General features: G+C 38.1%; 23 protein-coding genes. 17 read left to right on the forward strand and 6 right to left on the reverse strand.

What is annotated here, in order from left to right:
- The first annotated feature begins 4 nt into the window (after positions 1–4).
- The 3 genes from BN1243_RS16950 (at position 5) to BN1243_RS16960 (ending at position 3,585) form a co-directional block, all read left to right on the forward strand.
- Positions 5–1,120: a GerAB/ArcD/ProY family transporter gene (locus BN1243_RS16950; RefSeq protein ID WP_062108794.1), complete on the forward strand. Its 1,116-nt coding sequence runs from the start codon at positions 5–7 to the stop codon at positions 1,118–1,120.
- The gene (locus BN1243_RS16955) at positions 1,117–2,259 is read left to right on the forward strand and encodes a Ger(x)C family spore germination protein (RefSeq protein ID WP_062108796.1); all 1,143 of its coding nucleotides are present in this window, start codon (positions 1,117–1,119) and stop codon (positions 2,257–2,259) included. The genes BN1243_RS16950 and BN1243_RS16955 overlap by 4 nt, the downstream gene beginning before the upstream one ends.
- A 156-nt stretch (positions 2,260–2,415) precedes the next feature.
- Entirely contained in the window at positions 2,416–3,585 is a 1,170-nt protein-coding gene (locus BN1243_RS16960; RefSeq protein WP_062108798.1) for a YdcF family protein, read from the forward strand.
- Positions 3,586–3,629: 44 nt separating this feature from the next.
- Here the strand turns inward: BN1243_RS16960 and BN1243_RS16965 are convergent, their stop codons facing one another.
- Positions 3,630–4,154: a CueP family metal-binding protein gene (locus tag BN1243_RS16965; RefSeq protein WP_062108800.1), complete on the reverse strand. Its 525-nt coding sequence runs from the start codon at positions 4,152–4,154 to the stop codon at positions 3,630–3,632.
- Positions 4,155–4,603: 449 nt separating this feature from the next.
- Here BN1243_RS16965 and BN1243_RS16970 point away from each other — a divergent pair, with 449 nt between their 5' ends.
- From BN1243_RS16970 to BN1243_RS16990, 5 genes are all read left to right on the forward strand, one after another.
- Positions 4,604–4,891, forward strand: a complete 288-nt coding sequence (locus tag BN1243_RS16970; protein ID WP_062108801.1) for a hypothetical protein — start codon at positions 4,604–4,606, stop codon at positions 4,889–4,891.
- Between the two features lie 296 nt (positions 4,892–5,187).
- Positions 5,188–6,162, forward strand: coding sequence for a hypothetical protein (locus tag BN1243_RS16975; protein ID WP_062108803.1), 975 nt, complete (start codon positions 5,188–5,190; stop codon positions 6,160–6,162).
- A 167-nt stretch (positions 6,163–6,329) separates the two neighbouring features.
- Complete coding sequence (locus BN1243_RS16980; RefSeq protein ID WP_062108805.1) at positions 6,330–7,313, forward strand: ABC transporter substrate-binding protein; 984 nt, start codon at positions 6,330–6,332, stop codon at positions 7,311–7,313.
- A gap of 89 nt (positions 7,314–7,402) precedes the next feature.
- Entirely contained in the window at positions 7,403–8,890 is a 1,488-nt protein-coding gene (locus BN1243_RS16985; protein ID WP_062110723.1) for a sugar ABC transporter ATP-binding protein, read from the forward strand.
- Between the two features lie 22 nt (positions 8,891–8,912).
- Entirely contained in the window at positions 8,913–9,959 is a 1,047-nt protein-coding gene (locus tag BN1243_RS16990; protein ID WP_195892126.1) for an ABC transporter permease, read from the forward strand.
- 216 nt (positions 9,960–10,175) lie between these two features.
- On the opposite strand, the gene BN1243_RS16995 is transcribed toward BN1243_RS16990, so the two are convergent.
- From BN1243_RS16995 to BN1243_RS17010, 4 genes are all read right to left on the reverse strand, one after another.
- The gene (locus tag BN1243_RS16995; protein ID WP_062108809.1) at positions 10,176–10,610 is read right to left on the reverse strand and encodes a hypothetical protein; all 435 of its coding nucleotides are present in this window, start codon (positions 10,608–10,610) and stop codon (positions 10,176–10,178) included.
- A 142-nt stretch (positions 10,611–10,752) separates the two neighbouring features.
- Positions 10,753–11,223, reverse strand: a complete 471-nt coding sequence (locus BN1243_RS17000; RefSeq protein ID WP_062108811.1) for a hypothetical protein — start codon at positions 11,221–11,223, stop codon at positions 10,753–10,755.
- A gap of 2 nt (positions 11,224–11,225) precedes the next feature.
- Positions 11,226–11,420: a helix-turn-helix transcriptional regulator gene (locus BN1243_RS17005; protein ID WP_062108813.1), complete on the reverse strand. Its 195-nt coding sequence runs from the start codon at positions 11,418–11,420 to the stop codon at positions 11,226–11,228.
- Positions 11,421–11,772: 352 nt separating this feature from the next.
- Positions 11,773–13,227 carry a vWA domain-containing protein gene (locus BN1243_RS17010; RefSeq protein ID WP_084782047.1) on the reverse strand — a complete coding sequence of 485 codons (1,455 nt, stop codon included), beginning with the start codon at positions 13,225–13,227 and terminating at the stop codon, positions 11,773–11,775.
- Positions 13,228–13,558: 331 nt separating this feature from the next.
- On the opposite strand from BN1243_RS17010, the gene BN1243_RS17015 reads away from it, so the two are divergent.
- From BN1243_RS17015 to BN1243_RS17055, 9 genes are all read left to right on the forward strand, one after another.
- The gene (locus tag BN1243_RS17015) at positions 13,559–14,125 is read left to right on the forward strand and encodes a hypothetical protein (RefSeq protein ID WP_062108817.1); all 567 of its coding nucleotides are present in this window, start codon (positions 13,559–13,561) and stop codon (positions 14,123–14,125) included.
- 24 nt (positions 14,126–14,149) lie between these two features.
- Positions 14,150–14,629 carry an NUDIX domain-containing protein gene (locus BN1243_RS17020; protein WP_062108819.1) on the forward strand — a complete coding sequence of 160 codons (480 nt, stop codon included), beginning with the start codon at positions 14,150–14,152 and terminating at the stop codon, positions 14,627–14,629.
- A 342-nt stretch (positions 14,630–14,971) separates the two neighbouring features.
- The gene (locus tag BN1243_RS17025; RefSeq protein ID WP_062108820.1) at positions 14,972–15,388 is read left to right on the forward strand and encodes a hypothetical protein; all 417 of its coding nucleotides are present in this window, start codon (positions 14,972–14,974) and stop codon (positions 15,386–15,388) included.
- A gap of 8 nt (positions 15,389–15,396) precedes the next feature.
- A complete protein-coding gene (locus BN1243_RS17030) occupies positions 15,397–16,338 on the forward strand; it encodes an extracellular solute-binding protein (protein WP_230200334.1) in 942 nt (313 codons plus the stop codon).
- 216 nt (positions 16,339–16,554) lie between these two features.
- Positions 16,555–17,454 carry a WD40/YVTN/BNR-like repeat-containing protein gene (locus tag BN1243_RS17035; RefSeq protein WP_062108823.1) on the forward strand — a complete coding sequence of 300 codons (900 nt, stop codon included), beginning with the start codon at positions 16,555–16,557 and terminating at the stop codon, positions 17,452–17,454.
- Positions 17,447–18,292 (forward strand): hypothetical protein, encoded by an 846-nt coding sequence (locus BN1243_RS17040; protein WP_230200238.1) that lies wholly within the window; start codon positions 17,447–17,449, stop codon positions 18,290–18,292. The genes BN1243_RS17035 and BN1243_RS17040 overlap by 8 nt, the downstream gene beginning before the upstream one ends.
- A gap of 245 nt (positions 18,293–18,537) precedes the next feature.
- Complete coding sequence (srtB, locus tag BN1243_RS17045; protein WP_268258089.1) at positions 18,538–19,209, forward strand: class B sortase; 672 nt, start codon at positions 18,538–18,540, stop codon at positions 19,207–19,209.
- Complete coding sequence (locus BN1243_RS17050) at positions 19,210–22,641, forward strand: carboxypeptidase regulatory-like domain-containing protein (RefSeq protein ID WP_062108829.1); 3,432 nt, start codon at positions 19,210–19,212, stop codon at positions 22,639–22,641. It abuts the gene before it with no gap.
- Positions 22,642–22,707: 66 nt separating this feature from the next.
- Positions 22,708–23,340 (forward strand): hypothetical protein, encoded by a 633-nt coding sequence (locus BN1243_RS17055; protein WP_062108830.1) that lies wholly within the window; start codon positions 22,708–22,710, stop codon positions 23,338–23,340.
- Positions 23,341–23,585: 245 nt separating this feature from the next.
- Here the strand turns inward: BN1243_RS17055 and BN1243_RS17060 are convergent, their stop codons facing one another.
- The gene (locus BN1243_RS17060) at positions 23,586–24,020 is read right to left on the reverse strand and encodes a DUF2383 domain-containing protein (RefSeq protein ID WP_062108831.1); all 435 of its coding nucleotides are present in this window, start codon (positions 24,018–24,020) and stop codon (positions 23,586–23,588) included.
- Positions 24,021–24,509 lie beyond the last annotated feature (489 nt).

Below are 24,509 nucleotides of genomic sequence, written 5' to 3' on the forward strand. Positions count from 1 at the left end.
ATAGATGGAAGTTAATGTAAATGTCAAACCTAGATTACGATTCCGTGCTTTTTATTTATTTTTTATTATTTTTGGAGTTCAAACGGGAGTTGGAATTCTCGGGGCCCCACGCTTTATCTATCAAGAGGCTGGTAGGGATGCGTGGGTCTCTATTCTCATTGCGTATCTAATGCAAATTATAGTTGTATATGTGATGGTACTCGTTTTAAGACAGTATAAAAATACAGATATTTTTGGCATTCAAGTTGACCTGTTTGGAAAATGGGTTGGAAAAGCACTGGGAGCTGTCTATATCATCTATTTTGCAGCCAGTTTTTTCTCAATTTTAATTACGTATATTGAAGTGGTGCAAATTTTCCTTTATCCAACTTTGTCGTCTTATATGATCGGGGGCCTTTTACTGATTATTGTTGTGTATGCAGTCCTTGGTGGACTTCGAATTATAATCGGTGTCACAGTTATTTTTCCTCTTCTGGTACAATGGTTTCTCATTTTATTATACGTTCCGATTATAAAAATGGATTGGCTCCATTTTCTACCAATGTTTCAAGCATCTATTCCTGAATTATTGCATGGAGCAAGAGCTACGTCATATTCACTGTCCGGATTTGAAATCTTCTTTGTACTTTATCCATTTATTGAGGATAAAGAAAAAGTAAAGTTACCAATGTTTCTAGGAATGGGATATACGACCTTTCTCATCCTTATTACCACTGTAATTGTATTTGGCTATTATAGTCTAGAAGACTTGCATATAATTGATTTTTCTGTTTTAGCAATATTTAAGAGTGTGTCATATACGTTTATTGAACGTCTCGATTTTATTGTTGTTGCTCAATGGGTATTTGTTATCATACCGAACTTGGTATTACTTATGTGGGCAATCACCTATGGTATGAAGCGATTATACAGAGTTCCGCAAAGAATTATGGTGTATATAGTGAGTTTAATCATGTTAATTTTAGCAAGTTTCATTAAATACGATATAATCATTAGTAAATTGGTGGATACTATTTCTTTGATTGGATTTTGGCTAATATTCGTTTATCCGCTAATCTTATTACCCCTTGTTTGGATTAAGAAAAAATGGCGGAAACTTAAAGGAAGTGCAGCACAATGAGGGTGAGGCAGATTATCCTTATTATACTTTCCAGTTTTCTCCTAGTAAGTTGTATCCCAACACAGGAAATAGAAGAACTCGGAGTGATTCATACACGAGGTGTTGATATTAGTGAAAATGGGCAATATGAAACAACATTGGTGATCTTTCAGTTCGAAAAACAATCTGATAATATCACTAAAGTTGTATCTGGAAAAAGCAATACGATAAAAGGTGCGGTTAAAAATGCTAATTTAGAAACGAATTTACAATTAGCACCGGGAAAAATTGAACTGGAAGTATACGGAATGGATGCAGCGAAGTCGGGGATTTTTCCTTATTTAGATACACTTAGTCGCGATGCTAATTTACCAGATACAACTGTTTTATCTATTAGTAAAAACCCAGCAAAAGACATACTGACCATTCAGGACAAAGACGTTTCTAAAAATATCGGTCAATTTTTACATGGCCTAATTGAAGAAGAGTCCAAGAAAGGCCGCTATTTTCCTAAAGTTACGATTCAAGATTTTTTAAGTAAGTTTTATGATACTGGTATAGACCCGATTTTACCGATGTTTGAGTTTGACGGAGACCACCCGAAGATCTCTTCGATCGCTATTATGCAAGATGATAAATATGTTGGGGAAAGACCAGCTGATGAAATCCTACTATTTAATCTCGTGAAGGAAAAAGTAAGAAACAAGTGGTTGGAAGTGTCAATCCCGATGGGTCCTTTTGAAAAACATATTGAAAAAGAAACGAACATCGGCAAACGAAAGGAGATATTACATACTGCTTTCAACATAGTGAATTCAAGGGGTACAACGAGATTGGTTGATAAGAGTAATCTGCAATTTGAAACAAAAATTATGCTTGAGGTAAATTTATTTGAAATGTCAGAGAGAGTCCTATTAAATAATCCAAAGGTCGTTAAGCTGATAGAAAAAGAAGTAGAAAACAAGTTAACCGCCCAATATGAAGAAATACTTGAACAATTGCAAGAACAAAATGCCGACCCATTTGGGTACGGAGCAATTTATCGTATTCACCAAAAGGATGGTAAATTAGTAAGAAAAGATTGGCGAGAAATGTACCCTACTATTAAGGTTGATTTTAAAATAAAAACGAAGATAATCAGACATGGAACGATTGATTAAGTTGATCGTATGACGAAGGAAGTTCTAAACAGATCTTCCTTTTTTTATTGGTCACTGTTTTTGATAATAAATCAAGTTACCCTATATTTTTCCACTTTTTTAATTTATGATTATATTTAAAATTTAATGTTTTTTTGGAAAAGTGGAGGGTCGATAATGAGATACATTCATTTCCGTTGGTTATTCATTTCCTTTTTAGTTATTGGGTTGGGCGCTTGTCAAAATTCAGATATTCCAGTAAGTCAAAATGTAAGCGTATTATCGGATGATGGGAAGGTCGAGATAGCAGAGGACGATATTTTAACTATGTTATTTCAAACTGTGAAGGCGGATCCTGCAACAAGTTTACGGATTCAAGCACTTAACGATATTGCGATGCATTACTATTGGGGAAATGGAGATTTAGAAAAAGCAGAAAAGGAGCTTTTCCATGGAACTGCTATGAAATCTAAATACGATGTTATGGAAGCGGCGTTCCAACAGGCATCTGTCCTTGATCCTTATGATTTAGATGTAAAATATTCTTTGGCAACCGTGCAAATAATGAAGAAGAAAATTTCGGAAGCCCTCGATACATATGAAGAGATTTTGCAATTTGATGAAAGTCAGTTAGATGCCCGTGTTCTACATGCCCTTTATTCGAAATTAAATGGGGACGAGGAAGAGTTTCAAACAAGTTTTGCGATTTTAAAAGAGATGAATCCAAAACAGTATGAGGCATATCAAACTAGAATGGATTTAGTAGAAACGATAAAGGCTATCCCTTTAGTTGCCGAAGTACCAGCTGATTTATCTGCTGAAAATCATGCGTTTGTAGTACTAGGTTTTGTTTTATCAGACGATGGTGAGATGCAAGAAACTTTATTAGAGAGATTAAAGGTAGCGAAGACGGCTGCAGAGAAATATCCGCAATCTAAAATTATAGTTACTGGTGGGGTCCTCAAAAATGGGAAAACAGAAGCCGATGTAATGTTCGATTGGTTAGCAGAAAATGGAATAGAAGAGGACAGAATTATAAAGGAAGATCTTGCTAAAGATACGGTAGAAAATGCCCTTTATTCTTTAGATATTGTAAAAAGGGAAGGGATCGAAGATATTACGGTCATTACAAGTGCCTCGCACATGAGGAGAGCATTAGTACTTTTTCATGAAGTGAATGATATGATGGCAAAAAAGGGAGACAAACAAACGAATCGGGATATCTCCCATATCGTTTATGCGGACATTGAACAAGAAGATGAAGTTACCGAAAAAGAAGAATTAGCAATTTATCGTGATCTTATTCGAGCTTCTGGCATTTGGCAATTTCCCGGTTTGAAAAGATAACTACTCTAGCGTCAAATCGGTCTGATGATTTGACGCTAGACATGTTACACTTCACCTAGCTGCATCGTTGTAATACAAGTATTATCATTTTCAAATGATGAGAAAGTAGATTGCACGACTTTTCCATCGTATTCAATTTTGATGTTATACGTATTATCTCGAGGTACCCACAGGTCGATAAATCCATTATCAAAAGATTTCATCGTTTTATCGACTACTACATTTCCCTCTGAATCTTCAATGTAAATATCAAATTCTTTATTTGCCAATTCGCCCTGACATCCAGTTAAACTGTGAATTGCGCACGGATGTGTCTCCTTAATAAAAGGAGCAATCGAAACAAAAAAGTCATCTTTAGGTAAATCGTACGTTTTCTGACTTCCATTACTTTTTGTCACGATCAGCTCATGAGATGTAATCGAAGCTGTCTCGTTTGTGATGCTCCCGACACTGTAGTCATGAACCAAGGCTTTAATATCAGTTGCTTCAGAGTTTTCCCCATCATTTTTACTGCACCCGACCCCGATAATGAGAATTAAACCAATCATAGCAAAAGCGATTTTCTTCATTATAAGCACCACCTTATTGATTTTGACTTTAATTAAGTTCAAACATTCACAAATGTAGTATATCATATCATAAAGGAGTATCTAAGAGACTTAACGAAAGTTTGAAAAAAAGACAAAGATTGATCTTCCGACTTTGTGGATTAATTTTTCGAGATTGGGAAGGGATTTTTTAACTATGTAAAGAATCTTTCGAGAAAGAAGAATATTTTTTTAAATTATGCTTTTTGTAAAAGGAAAATGATTTCTCAGTCCCAATCAGTTCGTTCCACCTTCTTCCCGGAATCGACTCAACAAAACTCATTACTAGTCAATATTAACTGGTTCGTCAGTACCTTTCATTTATCGAGGTTAAGTTTAAGATAATTGTAAACTTGTAAAAAAGAAGTGTCTGTTTTGAGCGCATGTTCAATAAAGGAAGATGGGAATAAACGTAGCAGGAGTGATAAAAGGTGGCAGAGGAAATTAAAATTACCGTATATGAAAATGAGCATTATACAAATTATTCATTTGAATTAGCTGTGAAAAAGGCGCTTGAAAAAATCGGAGGTCACGCCAAACCGGTGAGCTTCCGTCAATATAGTGAAAAAATGTTGTTTCGGAAGAAAAATATGGTGGAAGGCACATTCATCATTGAGTGTGATATTTTAAATTTAAATGATATTGATGATATGAATAGATTGGCTGACTATATCATCCCTGAACTTGAAGAAATTCCACTGGATTTTTACGGAATGTAGTAATGAAATGAATGGAAGTAATCATGGGTGCTTTAAAAAAGTGCTGGTGATTACTTTTTTTCATCATTGTCATTCGATCACTATATAATAAAGTGAAACTTCAATCAGTGGGGGTTTTCTTCATCCCCCACTGGTTGTTAGTTGAACGAATCGGGCTTTTACTGGCTGTTGATCCCCCACTTACAATTCTTGTATTTTCCTCGAATTCTTGAAGTGGGGGTCTTACAGCCAGTTAATGCGGGATAAACTTTATTAATCAAACGTTTGATTAATGTTTTTAGGAAGGGGTGCTGTTCATGGATAATCGCTTTTTTAACACATTAGCTTCAATTGGCTGTTCCACCTTTATTCTTGGGATTGTTCTACTGGTTATATTATTAATTAAAGGGGAGTTTGGGGCAGGGATTATTTCCGGTATCGTCATTTCAATTGCGTCATTCATCGTATTTATTATCGGGCATGAAAGTCTAGAGAAAAACAAAAGGAAATATAAAAAATATATCGCATCATTCCGTCCTGAGGGGGCACCTGTTAATGAAACTCGTGTATTTGAACCAGATTCCTTATTAGCACGGCTGGCGGTCAATGAGGATACAGAGCATATTTGTCTATGGGAGCCAGAAAACTTTTCTGTAAAAAAGCCTTTAAAAGATATGCCATTTATCGCATCTCGCTATTTCTTTTCCGAGGTTGAAAAAGTAGAACTATTAGTGAATCAACAGTTAAGTGCAGAATATCCTGTTCATGAAGTTGATGTCAATGTGATAGAGGAACCTAATGAAATAAAAGAAATACAATTGAATATTAAGGCTGCCGGGAGAATGCACAGACTCCTTTTCTACCAAATTGATACAAGTCTTTTACATAATCCGTTAAAAAAGGGTACACAAATTTATGACAAGCAAATAAGTCTTATAAAGGATTGTTATTTCCTTATAAAGGAATTTATTGTAGCTTCGAACCCAACATCAAGAACGCTGGAGAAAGAAGTAGAAGTGGCTGTTGACAGACCAGAAGAAATAGACGCGCCATCGCGGGAAATCCAAATTGAGGGAGACCCTTTCGCGAGATTTGCAGAAGCTATTCACCAAATTAAAGAAAAGCAAGAGAGGTTGGAAAGGGCTGAGGAGCTCGAAGAAGAACACGATGATCAAATTTGGGAGTTGACCGGTTTAGAAGAAGGAGAAAATCAACCTGAAGTGACAGACACATTATCCGAGTTTGAAAAATTCCTAGAGCAGAATAAACAGAAGCAGCATGGGCCTTCTTAAAGGAAGTAAGTCCTGCTGTTTTTTGCCTGAATAATAACCAGTAAGAAAGTCTCTTATTCGATTTACACTCTACTTCTTATGCCGTATAATGTAATGGAAACTTAGAAGATGTAATCGCTATCCGTTAGGATGGTTATAATTTTGTTAATAAAATGGGGGGTATACTCATGAAGAAAGCATTAACGGTATTTACATTAATTCTACTAATCATGGTCCCACTTCTTACCGCATGTGGCAGTGGCGACACGAAGGAGAGCGGCGAAAAGAACTCCGGAAATGATGCAGGTGGAAAGAAGCATAAAATTGGGATTCTTGCACCGGCTGTAACACATGGATGGGTCGCTGCAGTTGCTTATCATGCTGAAGCACGTGCAAAAGAGCTATCCGGTGAAATTGAGTATAAGATTCAAACAAGTTCAAATGCAGAAGAAATGACTTCTCAGTTGGATGATTTAATCACTTGGGGAGCAGAAGCAATTGTCGCATTCCCACAATGGGAAGGTATGGAAGTGCCGATCCAAAGAGCATTAGATGAAGGAATTGAAGTTGTAAACTTTGATATTGAAATCAATGCAGAAGGTGTTCACCGTGTTTCTGGTGACAACGAAGATATGGGTGTGCAAGGAGCTAATTATATTGTTGATAAAATTGGAAAAGAAGGCAATGTTGTCATGCTTGAAGTTCCAACATCCGGTTCTGTTTCTGAGTTAAGAAAGAAAGGTTTCGTTGATACGATGAAAGAGATCGCACCTGATATGAACATTAGCACTTATGCGACTAAATTCACTCGTGAAGACGGTTTGAAGGATTTTGCGGATATTTTAACAAGTAACGACAAGATTGATGCTGTTTATTCTATGGATGATGAAACGTCCATCGGTGTTCTTCAAGCGATTAGTGAAGCTGGAAGAAAGGATATTAAAGTTGTAACTGGTGGCGGCGGTATGCAGGAATACTTCAAAATGATGCCGGAAAATCAAGATATTTGGATTCAATCTGCTCTTTATAGCCCAGCAATGGTTAAAGATGCTGTTGATGTAGCGCTTGATCTTTTGAATGGTAAAGATGTTGAAAAGGTAAAAGTTATTCCAACAACTGTTGTCGATCGTGATAATTATCAAGACTTCACTGATGAGAAATCACCTTATTAAGTCCTAGAGTTTGCTTATAAAAAGTCAGAAATTAAAAGAGGGATTATGGCATAGCTATGGTCTCTCTTTTCGATAACGGTGGTGATCGCATGAAAATTGAAATGAAGGGCATTCGAAAATCGTTCGGAAGCAATGATGTGCTGAAAAATGTCTCGTTTACACTACAAGGCGGCGAAATTTGTGCCTTATTAGGTGAAAATGGAGCAGGAAAATCAACGCTCATGAACATTTTAGGCGGTGTCCTACCGATGGATTCCGGGGCGATCTATATAGATGGAAAGCCGGCCGAGTTTAGTACACCTGGACAGTCACAAGCAGCAGGGATCGCATTCATTCATCAGGAGTTAAATTTGATTAATGACTTACCGATCTATGAAAATATGTTCCTTGGCAGAGAGTTGAAAACGAAAAGGGGCAGCCTCGATTTAGAGCGTATGTTTTCAGAGACAGAGAAAATTTTTAAAGAAATGAATGTGAACCTTGATCCAAGAATGCATGTGCGTGACCTTGATGCTTCCTATAAGCAAATCGTTGAAATTTGTCGGGCGATGATGACGAAGGCTTCGATCATTATTATGGACGAACCAACTACATCTTTAACGGATCAAGAAATTGAACGGGTATTCGCGATGATGAAGATGCTTAAGGAACGTAATGTTGGGATTATCTTTATCTCGCACAAACTAAATGAAGTTATCCAAATATGTAATCGCTACGTTGTTCTCCGGGATGGAAACCTTGTGTCAGAAGGGGAAGTGAAAGATGTCACGACGAATGACCTTGCCCGTTATATGGTCGGATTTGATGTAAGAACTGAGCCTTTATTACGTGAGAAAAAACTTGGTCCAGAAGTTTTACGCGTAGATGGACTTACGTCAAAACATGCATTTAGGGATGTTCACTTTTCCGTTCGAGCCGGTGAAATTGTTGGAGTGACGGGGCTGCTCGGTGACGGTCGCAGCGAACTCTTCCAATCGATTTTCGGCGCCTATGAAGTGACTTCAGGTAAAATGTTTTTAAACGGGAAAGAAGTTGTGATTAAAAGCACAAATCAAGCGATTAAGGAAGGAATTGCCTACCTGCCGCGTAATAGAAAAGAAAATGCCATTATTAAAGATATGAATATTATTGAAAATGCGTCGATTGCGACATGGCCTAGATTTTCAAAACGAGGTAAAATTAACGAAAAGAAGCATCGAGAAATTTTTGCCGAACAACGCCAAGCATTACGGTTGAAAATGGGAGAATTGACGGATAGTATTACGAGCCTTTCGGGAGGGAATCAGCAAAAGGTCGTATTGGCCAAGTGGTTAGCCGCAAATCCGAAAGTATTAATCTTAGATAATCCGACTCAAGGTGTGGACGTTGGTGCAAAAGAAGATATATATGATATTATTTTAAAACTTGCGGATGAAAACATTGCAATCATTGTGCTTTCCAGCGAAGCACCTGAAATTATCCGCGTATGTGATCGTGCACTAGTCATGTACCACGGAGTGATCCAAGGTGAAGTGGCAGGAGCGACAATGAATGAACATGATATCATGAATCTTGCGACGGGCGGAGAGTCGACTTAAGCAAGGGAAAGGATAGCCAATGATGGAAAATGCCAATGTGAAAATGAATAAAAACTTTATTGGATGGTTCACGCATAAATGGACAAATGATCCAATTTTTAGTACAGCTATTGCTCTTATCATTATGATTATCTTACAAACATTGGTTTTAGGATTTGACTATAATTCATTTGGTGAATGGTTTCAATCTTGGATCAATAACTGGATTAATATTTTAAGAAATAATGCGGGTACTGGAATTATCGCCTTAGGGATGACATTCGTTATTATGACCGGAGGCATTGACTTAGCAGTAGGTTCTACCCTCGTAGCGACAGGTGCTTTTTCCATGATTCTTTTGGACACAGGTACGAAAGGGATCTTGGCAGGCGTAGGGTTAACAGGAATCCCTGCGTATATTGTAACGATTATCTTAGTGTTGCTATTTGGTTATTTACTCGGTTTACTAATCGGTGCTTCCATTACAAAAGGGAAAGTCCCGCCATTTATTGCAACACTTGGAGCAATGATGATTTTTCGAAGTGTGACCCAGCACTTCATGCAAGGCTACAATCCGAAAGTACCGATGGAATTTTTACAGATTGCCAGTTTTAAAATGGGCAACTATATGATCATGCCGATTATTTATTGGGCGCTAATTGCTTATATACTTTGGTATGTCTCCAAACGAACAACCTTTGGCAGACAGATCATTGCGGTTGGCTCGAATGAAAGAGCCGCCAAGCTTTCTGGTGTCAACGTAAATAAGGTAAAACTCGGTGTCTACTCTTTAATGGGGGTTCTCGTTTCGATCGCTTCGATCATTCAAGTTTCGCGGATTGGTTCGATGGATTTTTCCAATGCCGGCCGCGGACTCGAAATGGATGCAATCGCTGCTGCGGTCGTTGGCGGAACGAGCATGATGGGGGGAAGAGGATTCATCCTCGGAACTGTGTACGGTATGCTCATCATCGCTGTCATGAACAACCTTTTAAATTTATTCGGTGTCCCGCCATTTTTGCGAGAAGCCTTCAAAGGTATAATCGTAATCGGCGCCGTTCTTCTGCAAAGGAAAGAAAAAACTTCATAAGGTGCCTGGCACGCCCCGAATTTTGTCGAAAGAGTATCTGCATATGTCTGGGCAGATGCTCTTTTTTCATGTTTAGGCCAGGGATCGTTAACGCTTAATAATAGGGAGAAAAGCCTTAACGCGAACAATGCTCTACTTTTTCAGAGCGTACCCGAAATAGTACCGGCTCTCTTGAATATAAAAAATCCCTTTCAAAAGAAAGGAATTCCCCAGCCATTATGAAACCGTAAACGTGCCTTCTGTCATTAGTTCGGAATCACTATTAAACATTCGCAAAATATAGTCGCCTTGTTCTAATTCACCATATTCGTCCACTAAATGGAATTCATAAAGAAGGGTGTTCCACGTCGGATCAACCGTTAGGTCCCATTCATCGTAGATCCATTCACTGTCTAGCTCATCCTTTAGTAAAATAAAATGGAGAGAAGTTGTTTTGAATGCGTTGTTTGTATAAGCTTCAAATAAAATATCATCATCCGGAGAAAAGACGGTTTTTTCTTGAGTAATTCCTTCATCAAAAGTTCCAGTACCAAAGGTGATTCCGTCGTCGCCGCTTTCTAATATAGCCGTTAACAAACTACATCCCGACAAGGCAGATGCAAATAGAACAATTAAAAGTGCCTTGGCCAATGATGTTAAAGACCTTCTCATCTTTTTGCCCCCAATAAAAATATTATAATTTCAGTCTATGATAAACCCATAATTGTAATGATAGGGTCCCCGCTAATAATTGTAAAGCGTACTTTTCCGATTTATTAAAAATAGGGGGAAGGTCGGATATTCAATTTAGACTTTATTCCTCATTGAAATAATTTATTTTATAAATGTAGTTAAAAAGCTGGTAAGAAGCTAGGATCATTAAAGGAATGAGAAGCAGGCTAATAAGTGAAATAATCTCTTGATGATTACCGAACATAAGGATCGGTATTTCCGATAATAAAAATGCGGGGAAGACGATACCGCAAAATAAAATGGTAAAAGAAGTAACCCCTGCGACTAGGCCATTTTTGCAAATATAAATGGAACATATGAAACAAATGATTCCAATGAGGAAGATGATTTGCTCTGACATGGAGAAAGGAATTTGAACATCGAAACGAATATTAAGCGTCTCCACAATTATTGAATAAATAATCATCGTGCTAATGAATCCAAACATCCCATAAGAAATAACTTTATTAGCGCCTTGGACTTGCCTTTCGTCACCCTCCAACCCAATTGTACGCAAACCAGTAAATAGCTGTTTAAAAAGATTCGCTTCCATTTTTATTCCTCCCAAAATAAATCATTTAGTGTTTTATTTAATGCTTTACAAATGGCAATACAAAGATTTAGAGAGGGATTATATTTTCCCGCTTCAATCATCCCAATTGTTTGCCTAGAAACGCCAACAGTTTTCGCAAGTTCCTCCTGCGACAGCTCATGCTCGATCCGTGCTAATTTTAAACGTAAATTTTTCAAGGAGTCACTCCTCCAGATTGTAAAGTAATTTTAACATGATGTTAAATATATATTACATTAAGTTAATTATATTAGTCAATATAATTAAAAGAAATTCTGCAATCAGGAAGTTGCTATAATGGAATTAATCGGTAATAAAGCGCTGGACATCAGGTTAGAATGGGCCTCGATTTTGTTGGAAAGTGAAATTCAGCCCTCGTAGAGTCCGACTGAGGACCGAATTTCAGCAAAAAAGAAACTCAATCTTCAAAAGCTCCAAATGAAGACTGAATTCCGTTAGAAAAAAATCTTCAGTCCTCAAAACAGTTGATTGAAGACTGAAGATCCGTTTGTGACCCAAAAAGCCCTATATTTAATTACCCTGTGCTTTCCTCAATTCGTTCATGCGATCGCTCCATTCGTTAACTCGCTCAATGACCTGCTGGCGGTCAGCTTCGATTTCGTCCATTTTCTGTTTATCGAGATCTTTATAAACTGTCAGTGCCAGCTTCGCCTTTGCTTCGATTAACTGTTTAATTTCATCATAGACTTCTGGCGTGATCATCTTTTGAGCGCGCATAATGTTGAGTGCTGAATAAAAGCGGCTTTTCTCATTCAAACTCGTATAATAAATTTTTTCTGATAAATCCGTCCGATCTACCATTGATTGAAAATCCTGTCCCCAATGTTTGATTAAGGAATTAGACTTGCTCATGATTTCCTGGAAGGAAGGCACCCAAGTTTTTCTAATTGAATTATTGAGGTCTTCGATAGTTTTGGCAGAGATGTACTCACCGTTACCAGCGGCTGCGACTTCTTTCAAGGCGTTTTCTCCTTTTGCATCAACATCAAACCCGATAATGTTAACGGATCTGCCGCTGTCTTCAGAAGCAAATGCTTTCGCTTCTGCAACGGGATCCCCATCACAAGTTTCGGCACCATCGCTAATTATATAAAGAGTCACATTTTCGTTTGTTCCAGCCATTTTTTCACGGGCTGCCTTGATTGCATTCGCAATAGGTGTCCAACCTTTCGCCTCTACATTATCCACGGCTGCAGTGAAAGTATCTGCATTGAATGGCTGTAGTGGATATATTTCGTCAATCGTTGTGCAGGACAGTTGTTTATCTTGATCATTTTGCGTCCCGGCATGACCGTAAACAATGAGGGATACGTCATGTGTACTGCCAATCGTATTGGCAAATCGCCCTGCCGCTGATTTAGCCACATCCATTTTTTGTTTACCTTCAATACTTAATAGCATGCTCGAACTAGCGTCTAACAAGATGAGCGCTTTTCCAGGATCTGTTGCTGTTCCTTCACTTTCTTCCATTTCATCTGGCTCTGGTAAATAAGGCTCAAACCATTCAACTGTGTAATTTTCTAGTTCTTCGGAAGCGCGACCGTAGGCATAGCTGCCGATATAATAATGTAAGGCTTGGAAAATTGCCGTAGGATCTTGAGTCGAATTTGCTACTTTTTGTAGCTCTTCTGTTAGTTGTTCCTCATAATCCCCCAATCCAAAATTCCCCCAAATTTGCTTCGTTTCTTCCTCGTAAGCTATATCTTTTGTGAAAAGTCCACCATCCTGCTCAAGCAATTCCTCTTGACTAGCTGGAATTTTTATTTGGTTGATTGTGTTTAAGTCCTTATGTTCTGAGGACGATTGTGGCTCCTTTTCTGGTTCCTCCAAGGGTTCCTCCACTTCTTTAGTTACTTCTTCTACGTTCGCCGTATTTGCTTCTTCATTTTCCACCTTTTCATCTTTTCCTGAGCATCCTCCAAGCAGAAGCAAAACGAAAAGTAGAGTAATCCATGTGCGCATCATTTATCAACCTGCCAATCTAAAAAATAATATGATGTAATAGTATCAATAATTTAGAAGTAATTTCGAGTATCCTTTGGAGCATTTCTTTCGAGTGGGTGCTGGCACAAAGAAAGAAGGTAGACGGCCGCTTATCGGCGACAAGCAAATGTTCTGAGGCAAAGAAAGGAGCTTTTTGCCTTTCATTGCCTCACGTTATTTGACCTCGAGCCGATAGCGCCTGGAGCTGGACACGCCCCGAAATTTGTCGAATCTTCCTCCGCGGATATCGGTAGACATCAGAGGTTGTGATCATATAATATTCATGGAAAGAAAGAGCAGGAGAGTGACTAGTTTGAGAGAATCGGAGCACCCTATAAAATATTTGCTGCGCGGGATTGTTTTTATTTTGTATTTTCCTTTTCATCTTACCTTTCAAATAGGGTCGTTTCTAATTACCTACCTTGTCGTAATTCCATTCCAATGGCTGTGGGATCGTTTGTTTAAACCAATTGCTGACTTTATATGGAGTTGGCTCTTAAAGCCAATGGTCCATTATCTTGTTTTTATTCCTTTAGGCTGGATAGGGGGGATAATACTAATTCCATTGTGGAAAAAAGTAATCATTCCATTTTGGAAGAAACTATTGTTTCCGATTCTATTTTATACCTTTTATTATCCTTTTTATTTGTTGTGGAAATACGTGTTGTATTGGTTTTATCGGGAGATTATGCTCCCTGTTCTTCGCTACTGTCAATTTGTAGTTAACCTACTGAAGAAGGGGATCATTTGGTTATGGCTTTATATCATCTATTATCCTATTCGTTGGCTTTGGAAGACATTTATTTATGCTCCCATTCGCTGGATTTACGGAGAAATAGTGAAACCGCTCATCAGTTGGTTAAGAAAGATATTTACTTAAAGTAGATTACGAGGTGGATAACTAATGAAAAAAGCGCAGTTTTTTTATAAAAACCCTGCAGCTCCTAAACCAAATAAGCCAAACCATATCGGTGTTGCTGCTATTATTAGGAACGAGGATTACCTTCTGTTAGAAAGGCGGACAGATAGCAATAGATGGTCATTAGTTGGCGGCGGTCTTCAAAAAACAGAATCGCTAGAAGATTGTTTGAAGAGGGAAGTTTTGGAAGAGACAGGCGTTGAAATAACAACCTTTCAGATGTTTGATATCTTTTCCGATCCTTCACGAATCGTTGCTTATCCAGATGGAAATGTACTGAGAATTGTGACTGTAGCTTACATAGTGAACGTACCGAATAATATTAGTCTAGTCTGCAGTGAGGAATCACTACAGTTAAAATTTGTCCTCATTTCCGATCTATCTTTATATGATATTGTGGAGACACATAGTCATATCATTGGAAGTTACTTGGAAAGGAATCCCTGTCTCCAAAAGCCTATCTAGAGTCATAGTATCTATTGCTATTTTCCTATTTGTTGGATTTTTCCAAAAATTAGTTGACTTTACATGCAGGACGAATTACTATAATTTTAAGGATATTATACATATAGTTTAGTGAATTTTCCTTTAATATTAAAAGTGGATATTAGAGCTGTAATGAGTTCAAAACGGGACGGAGAATATTGAGACAACCCAAATTGAAGTTACTTCAATTTGGGTTGTCTTTCTTTATACCCGGGTGAGCTAATAGAATCAACGGAATGAAGGGAGTGACTAAATATTTTTAAAAGAAGCAAGTTGAGGATGTACATATAAACGACGACATTTTTCATAAGGAGGAATTTCATGAAGATGCTTTCTAGAATAAGGATTTATGGAGTTATCGCTTTATTGTTTTTCCTTGTTGCATGCCAGAATGATAAGGAGCCTGTGACCCAGGAGCAGCTAAAAAATGAAGATAGAGGTAATGAGGAGCAAGTCGCAGATATCTCTGAAGATATTTTAAATGAATCCGTTACAATCACGCTTTGGAATCGAGCGATGGGCCTAATTGATGATAATCTTGTCCAAGAGTTTTTTGCACCTGTGTTGGACAAATATCCAAATGTCAAGATAGAGCTGCTTGAGGATGTAAATATTGAAGACATGATTGCATCCGGTCGTGTTCCTGACTTGATTGCTTCAAGTAATTACTATTTATTGGAGCATATTGATATGGAATTAGCCGGTGATATGTCAGGTTTTTTGAAGATAGGGGATTAGATTTGAATATGTTTAATCCGGCTGTCGCGGAAAATTTGAAAGTCTTTGCTGAAATGAAAAACACACCTGAGGCGATTTATGCAATGCCAGTTTCAATGAATCAAGGAGTACTTATTTATAATAAAGAAGTTTTTGATAAATTCGATGTTCCCTATCCAGAGGAAGGTATGACATGGAATGAAGTTATAGCGTTAGGAGAAAAGGTGACAGGAAATAAAGATGGTATTGATTACATTGGTCTTGATGCAACAGGTGCAAGAGTTTTAACAAGACCTAAAGGATTATCATCGGTTGATGAAAATGGTGAAATTAATATTAATACTGATCCAGGTTATAAAGAAATATTTGAAATGCTTAACGGTTTGTACAACATTCCCGGCATTGTCGATCATAGTGGGGAGCTTTACACTTATGGTATGGACTTTTTCATGAAAGAGCGGCGTTTGGCTATGTTTCCGTACTGGCTCATTAATGTAAACAGCCGAATTCCGATTATGGAAGAAACGGGAATAGAATGGGATATTACTACATTTCCTTCGTTTGAAGATGCTCCTGGTCTAGGGAGAGAAGTCGATTACCATGTATTAGCTGTACCGGAAACAGCGGAAAATCGCGATGCGGCCTTGCGTTTATTAGAGGAAGTAGTATCAGATGAAGTGCAAACTTACTTAAGTGAAGATGTAGCTCGGCTTACTGTGTTAGATAATGATGAAATCCGAAATACTTATGCGGCCTCTTCAGGAGCTTTTGAAGAAAAAAATTTAGAGGCAGTCTTAAAATCAGAAGCAGCACCTGGGCCGCGCCCGACAATCTATGATCGTGATATTTATACGGTATTAGACGAAATTCAGCGCAAAATAGCACTCGAAGGCATCGACGTCAACACAGCATTGAGGGAAGGGCAGGAAGAAGCAGAGGATTTGAAAATTGAAATTGATCAAAATAGGTAAGAATATAAGAACAAGGTGAGAAGCCCAGCTTTATCGCCTTGTTTTTTTGGGCTAAAGTGCCAGGCACCACCCGAAAAATGTCGAATGTGTCAATTCGTCATTTTTCTACAAAATTCGGGTAGTGCCAGGCACCCGAATGAAGGATTATTAGGTAATTGTGAAGAAAGATTGAGTAGACAGGATTTAAAGGTTTGTCCAAGAAAAGGGGTTCGTACGATGAAAAAAGTCATGATCGGCCTATCTAGTCTCATGTTCATTGGCCAAATCGTTGGATTGATTTATTTCATCCAGCCCAAAACAACAGAAGTGCAGGAAAGACAGCCAGAAGAAGCACCATCAGAACCTGCCCCTTTATATGCTGAGAAAACAATTGATTACTCTTTGCAAAATGGCGAGCTCCATATTACGTTTGATCAGGGAGAACACTGGACACATGTACCACTTGAAATAGAAAGCTTATTTGCCGGCGAATATAGCGGCAATCAACAAGACCTTATTAAAAATAGCTATATGTTAACAGAAGATCTTGTCGGATTTATCTATTCTGAAGATGCGATTCCATACGGTATACATATCAAGTGGCTTTATTCCTTGGATCAAGGAGAATCTTGGCAACAATCTGCCATCACGGAAAATTACCCGTCCATTCGTTTCAGAAAAATAGGTTTTTTAAACGGAGATTTCGGCTATGCGATTATGACTGGTGACCGAACGATGTCACAAGAGCTCTCAAGCGTCTTTTTGACGAATGATGGTGGAAAGAGCTGGAGGGAAACGAATCGTTCAAACATGACAAGCTTACTAGCCGATGGTGGCTTCGTTGATGAACAAACGGGCTTCCTATCATACGGGACTCTAAATCCTGAGCAGCCTACACTTTTTGTAACGCAAAATGCAGGAGATACGTGGACAGAGGCCGCAATCGATATTCCCGAGCAGTACAGTCAAATTTTTGTTATAGCGGAAACACCAGTGAAGGAAAAGGAACATCTAGCTATTTTGATCAATCAAGGCTCAAATGGCGACTATCAAGGTGGAAAAATAAAAGGGAAATTCATATCAAAGGATAATGGGATGACATGGGAATTTTCCAAGGAGGTTGAGCCAATTGAATAGGAAGAAAATCGGTTTTATTGCCTTCGTTGTGGCGATTGGTCTTTTCGCTATCCAAATGGTTTTTCTCTTCCTCCACTCGCAATTCCAGGTGGAATATAGTGATGATCGTTTTTACTATGTCATTAATATCTTCTTTTCGATTTGTATTGCTCTAGCATTCATACTCATGTTTTCCCTCCACAAAAATATGAAGCTAGTCGGCGGGATCATTATATTGCTCTTTGCGATCGCCAATTGTGCATTTTTAGTGACTGATCATCAAAAAATGAAGAATATGCTATATCTTTCTCCAGACGGTAAACATGTTCTTTCTATTAAAATGGATCAAAATAGCGGGGAAGCCACTTATTATAGAACGTATTATTATCTACTAGCACGCCCTAAAGAGAAGTTTCCTTATCAAACTACTGGAAACTTTAAAGTAAATTGGCTAGCAAAAGACATCGCGGCCGTTACATATAAAGCTACAGATGATACGATTCACCAATATATCGCTACTTATGGGGATCGTGGTGGTGGAAGATCATATTATTATGTTGGCCCTTCCCTCTATGGAAATTGGAGCGGAGGAGGTAAAGAGGTCATTAGCAATACAGAAGGAATTACGGTAATAAGCAATGGCGAAAGCGAATTGTTTGATTGGGATCATATTGTCCAGTTTGGAACGCTTGCGATTGTGTTAGTCCGAGATGATGAAGCTATTTGGACAATTGCTTTAAAGGAAAATTTTAAAGTTGATTCTGAAGTGGCAATTCCCCAAACCGGCGAAATTAGTTTGTTGAAAGCAACAATGGGAAAAACGGTGCCAGTCACAATGCAATATGTAGTTAAAAAGTAATGAGTAAAATAACCTACTGAGTTAAGAAAATTCAGTAGGTTATTTTTATGGACAAATTGATCAAGAAATTCCACATTATTAGGGAAAAAATACCAGTAATATCCACCGATTGTCACGTTATGACATTTGGTGTGTTTACTTTTCTAGCAATTCAAACTATAGTTAAAATCGTGTGTGTGAAAATTTTCCATATTTTTGGGGGGCGATAATAGATTCGTAAGCTATTATTATGTTTTACTTTATTAATTAGTTTGATAGGCATTATATATTCTTTATATTATCTTATGATTCATTTCAATGAATCTAAGGTGAGTGGAAAAAAGTATGAGCAGCTTCGGACTATTTATGAAAAGTCGGAATCAGAAGATGAAAGTCAGCAGCTGGCAGGAATTAACGATGATTATGTAGGGTGGTTATCGGTCGATGGGACGGATATTCAATATCCAGTTGTGCTAGGTCAGGATAATGACTTTTATTTAACTCACAATTTTTATAAAGAAGAAGACCGCGCAGGAGCTATTTTTATGGATTATCGAAATTCAGGTGATCATTTAGACTTTCACACTATTATCTATGGTCACAATATGAAGGATAAAAGTATGTTTGCGAATTTAGGAGAAGTTTTGGATGGAAAATTCTCCTCGACCAATCATATTAGGTTCGAATTTAAAAATCAAACATACGAATGGGAAATTTTTTCGGCTTACATAACCCGCGAAACGGACTGGATGGATGTCGACTTTAAATCAGACCACGATAGCGAAAATTTTATTCAAAGTATAACAAATAAGTCTAGTAGAGCTTTTTCCAATGAGTTTGCTGAAAACAATCAGATTATAACATTAGCAACTTGTACGAATTTCGCGACTGATGAAAGAGTCGTTGTACATGCTAAATTGATAAAGGGGAATGAGTAAATGCGTATGAAAAAGCACTTTTTCGCAACAGTTCTATTCATTGTTGCATTCTTTAGTTTAATTAGTGGTGTGAACGCTGCTGAAGCAGATACACCTATATTTGATATTGACATCTCCACTGATCAGGAATCATATAATCATGGTGATGAAGTCCAATCGAAAATTACGATTACGAATATTTCCAATCGATATTCTGGTAAAAATCTGGAAGTGAAAACCAATTTTCCTGAGGATCTAGATATACTCGATGAAGATATTGAGTTAAAAGATGGGCAAATTATTTGGAATGTGGAAGGTTTGGAGCGTGGTGATTCGGTTGAATTCACTTATACATCTAAGCTTAAGCAGTCAGTTATTGATGAGATGAATGAGGAAGATAATACTAGCACACCACCGCCTGCTGTGGATAAAGGGGAAGACCAAGATAAAGGCGGAACAAGCGAAAAGCCTAAAGAAGAAACGAGCAATACAATTGCTCCGCAAACAGGTGACGATACGAGTCTCATGAAATATTGGATTATTTTACTAGTGTCGCTTGTGACAGGTGTATTTGCATTTATTGCGATTCGGAAAAAGCGCATTCCGAAAACAGCACCACTTTTATTAGCATTAGCTATGTTGCTTCCAGCATATTCTGTTGCTCATGCTGAAGGGACGCTTGAACAAGAAAATATCCATACATTAACTAAAAGTCACCACATTTCAATTGGTGAGCGCCAGTATGATTTTAAAACGACTGTTACAGCTGAAATTCATGATAATCGAGTGGAAATTCCTGTTACGGGAACAGCTTATAATGAGGATGGTCAATTACTTACAAATCACGAATTAACTTTTACGACAACGATTGATGAAGAAATAATTCAGCATGTCGTTGAAACGGATGACGAAGGCTATTTCCTCGTACGACTTATCGAAGATGCTACGTATAAAGTGCAGAGTGTCGATTTAGTTGCATCCGTTATTGCGAATGGCTTAAACGATATTAAAGTAGAAAATGGAACTGGAAAAATTGAACTTGGTAAAACATTGAGCAATGGTAATAATCATTCAACTCTACAACCAAGTGCTATTTATTTGGCAGATGAAGATGCCTCGAAATTTACGAATCTATCGGATGATTTAACGAAAGCGACTTTGAGTGAGGCACTAGATATTCGAGCTAATGACTTTATCGTTCTTCCGGAATGGGAAGGCTTCCCAGAGGGGATCGCATTCCAAGTCGAGTCTGTTCATGTTCAAGATGGACAAGTAACACTTAACTTAGCTGAACCTGAATTAGAAGATATTTTTAGTGAAATTATTGGCGATCTTGAAGTTGATGTGAACGAAAATAACTTTATTCCGGCAGAAGGGATCCAGATTGAGCCTGACGCAGGGATTGAACCACGTACATTCAGTATGTTTCAAGCGGCAGAGTCAAGAGCATCTATTGGAAATAAAGTAACATTAAGACTAGATAATATTTATAAGGACGAAGAATTCTCCATTGGCGGATCACTAGAATTGAGCGGAAAGTTATCAGGTGATATCGAGTGGCGACTAGGCTTTAATCCTGTTCAATCCTTTGATTTCAATTTCCAAGGGGAACAAAAAATCAATGCTGAAATGAAGAGTAGTGTTACAAAAACGTTTAAACCGATTCCTTTAGGGAAAATCGTTATTCCTACACAAATTCCAGGTCTTGCCGTAAGTGTACCTTTTGATTTAGTATCGAGTGCAACTGGTAAAGTAAGTGTTGTCGTTTCTGCGGGTGTGCGAGAAAACTTTGGAATTGCTTATGAAAGAGGTTCAGGAATACGGACATATCCAGAAGAGCATTTTGATCCATATTTCAGTGGGTCAGATGTGAATGGAACGGGAAGTATTTCATCTGGTGTAAGGATGTCTGTTTTAGTTAGAGGTCTTGGTTGGGACTTAGCTGGTGCAGGTTTAACAGGAAGCTTAACTGGTTCAGCTACCACTTCTATTCTAGGTGGAAATGGTTTGTTTCAATGTATCGGACTAGCTGCGTCCTTTGATGGAAAATTAAATCTTAGGGCTCCAATTGTAAAATGGGAATCCAAAGGCAGTGTAAATGTGTCCAAATCAATATGGAGTAAAACATTTGGCAGCTGTGTAAGTTCGATTACAGCGAATCCTGCTGAGCTTGAAATGAGTCCAGGTGAGACTAAGTCAATTACCGTTGTTGCCAGAGATAATACAAAAGAGGCAGGCATTAATGATGCCGAAAATCTGAAGTTTAAAATTTCAGATCCTGACAGCATTAAAGTAAAAAAACAATCGAACCGAGTTGATATTATCGCAACAGATGCAGCTCAAGATGGCGATGTCATTACAGTTAAAGCCTTTTACGATCAACAAGGAAGAGAAATATCAGATACTGTCACTGTTAAAATTGTCGATGATCGCGAAAAAGGTGACTTGATTGGGGAAGTCGTCGATGCGGTTGAAGAAACTCCACTCCAAAATGCAAGTGTGAAAGTTTATAAAGAGGATCGTGTCGTAGCTGAAATTCAAACAGCTGAAAACGGAACATACAAGACGAGACTTTCTCCTGGTACTTATAAGGTTGAAGTGTCATATCCAGGGTATATAACAGATACGTCTAATATTAAAATTACTTCCGCGAATACAACGACTTATGATTCTAAATTGCAATTAGTCGGAGAAGAACATGGCGGTATTGGAACAGCCTCTGGTCAAATTCAAAATGCATTAACAGGATTTGGTGTAGCGGGTGTGAAGATTGAAATCCGTAAAGGTAAAAACGAAACAACAGGTGATGTCGTTAAAACGATCACAACGGATGATCAAGGGAATTATGCAGTAGAACTACCAGGTGGAAACTATACGATGGCTTTAAGTGCAGAAGGGTATATTCCTACGCACGCTAACATTTTAGCAATTGGTGATCAAGAAAGACCTGATCAAAATGCGACGATTTCTCCAGATGGCGTTCTTGATGATAATTTAAGAATCGTCTTAACATGGGGTGAAAGTCCACGTGACTTGGATTCGCATTTAACTGGACCGAAAGCGGATGGAGGTCGTTTCCATATATGGTATGCTGATAAGAAGTATCAAGATGAGGCAAATGACGTCAATCTAGACCGTGATGATGTGACATCGTACGGACCTGAAACAGTAACCGTTATAAATAGATTGCAAATGGGTACTTATACGTATGCCATCCACAACTATACAGGGCGTTATCTAGATGAAGAAAATCAATCTGATTTAGCGAATTCTAGTGCAAGAGTACAAATTTACAGAGGAAATACTTTGCTTGAAACTTACAACGTCCCTGTTAATCAGGCAGGAAATTCATGGCGCGTATTTGAAATTAGAGATGGTGAAATTGTAACTATTAATAAAATGGAAACGATCGAAGACTGGCGCTCAGCTGATGCGTTTGCACCAATGAACTAATTTAAAAAAGTAGAGGGGTGTTTCGAATTGAAACACCCTTCACTCATTATATGGGAGGGAGCGCATGTGATTAAAAAGCTTTCTATTTTACTTATTTCACTTGGAGTCGTTTATTTTGCAACTGAATGGATTATACGTGGAATTTACTTCTGTTTAATCCGTTCCTTTAAATACATTACTTTTGCGAGCCCGATGGTGCATATTACAAAATATTTTGCCGTTGCCATCATGCTAATTATTCTATTTATCCGTTATATCCCGCTAGCTCCTGCAGGTAAAAAGCTTCTTCCTCTATTCCTCGTTTTGTCCATTGCTGGCTTTTTCATTACTTCATTATGGTTCAATGCGGTGAATGAAGAAAAAATTGTAAAATTTCGTGTAGTATGGGGAAGTTCGAAATCTTGGGATGATGTAGACTATGTTTCTACAAATATTTATCGTGAGGATCATATAAAACCGCGGAGAGACAACCAGCTCATGCCATTGAAAGTCATTAAGAAATACAATCTTCATTTAAAGGATGGCTCCAGTCTCAACGTTTGGAATAACCTCGACTCTGTCTATGAACTGCATCAATTCGTCTTAGAAAAAGATATTCGAGTAGAGCACAAAGCTGATGCGGAATACTTTGATCAAAATTTCGCCTCTTATTTTAAAAAATCATTGCCTAAGGCCCATGTGATTTTTGGTGTAGAATAATTCGGGGCGTGTCTGGCTCCAGGCAGCAACGACTAGCACACTTCTACGCTTCTTCCTACGATAAGTCAACATCGATTCACCCTATCGGGTTCATCGTGTTTCCTTTATCTCAGGCCAACAGGACGTTGGTCAGAACGGCGTTGCGCCAGGACGGCGCGTCTTTAGCCGTTCATCCTTATTGTAGAAGTTTGTACGTCGCTAAACGCTACCTTCTGCTTTTCCGTGTGCCTGGCACGCCCCGAATTTTAGTTATTTTGTTGAATTAAAGTGTGCAACTGTTCGATATGTTTTTCATCATGGGATAATATATTTTTTACTAACTGCAAACTTTCAGGATCAAGATCATTTTGGAGGATTGTTTTCGATGCCTCAATTCCACGCTGTTCCCCAGCGGCGGCATCTTTAAGAATCTCCTCTGTCCCTAGAGCAGTACCTTTAAAGTTTTTCATGAATTCGACCATTTTAGCTTTCATGCCTACATCATTAACTGGTACTCCACCAAGGTTTTGAATTCTTTCTGCTACTTGTGTGGCATGCTGTTTATGGCGTTGTTGGAGGCCTTGCAGGATTTGCTTGATCCCAGGATCTTGCATATGCTCAATATAATCTTCATAAGCATGAACAGCCATCAAATTACCCTCAAGAAATTGATTTAATTCATCCACAACACTTTTTCCCATTTAAATAACTCCTTCATCATGATAGAAATAGCTTATCCGCTTATTGGAAAAGTATGTGTCTACCACTGTTGAATTGTGTCGAAAACGAAGGCTAAGAATATAAATTCAACTTCTAAGTGTTGACAAGAATAGTATTTTCACTTTTGGAAATTTTTATGATTATTCGAAAAGAACACCCGTGCAGGGAGTAGCCCGTCTTTAGACATGGGATGAATTTTCAGTTGGCTTTAGCCAAAGTTGTTGAAACACCAGAACACTTGTGCTATAATATATTCAAGACAATTGTTCTTTGAAAGTACAATAGAATATAGGGTTCCAACAATGAATCGTTTGTTGGTTAAAATTCTATACGTAAGTGTTAAGGTGAAAAAGTGAGGTTTCAGCCTAGTTAATCTAATAACAGGGAAACCGTTTGAACCAAAGTATCCTAACACGTAAACCCAGAAACTTTTAAGTTCGAGGGTCTAGCGGCGGTGTGTTCCCCGCCAC

It is taken from the genome of Bacillus niameyensis (genome assembly GCF_001375535.1).
GTDB classification, from domain to species: Bacteria; Bacillota; Bacilli; order Bacillales; family Bacillaceae_C; genus Lederbergia; species Lederbergia niameyensis.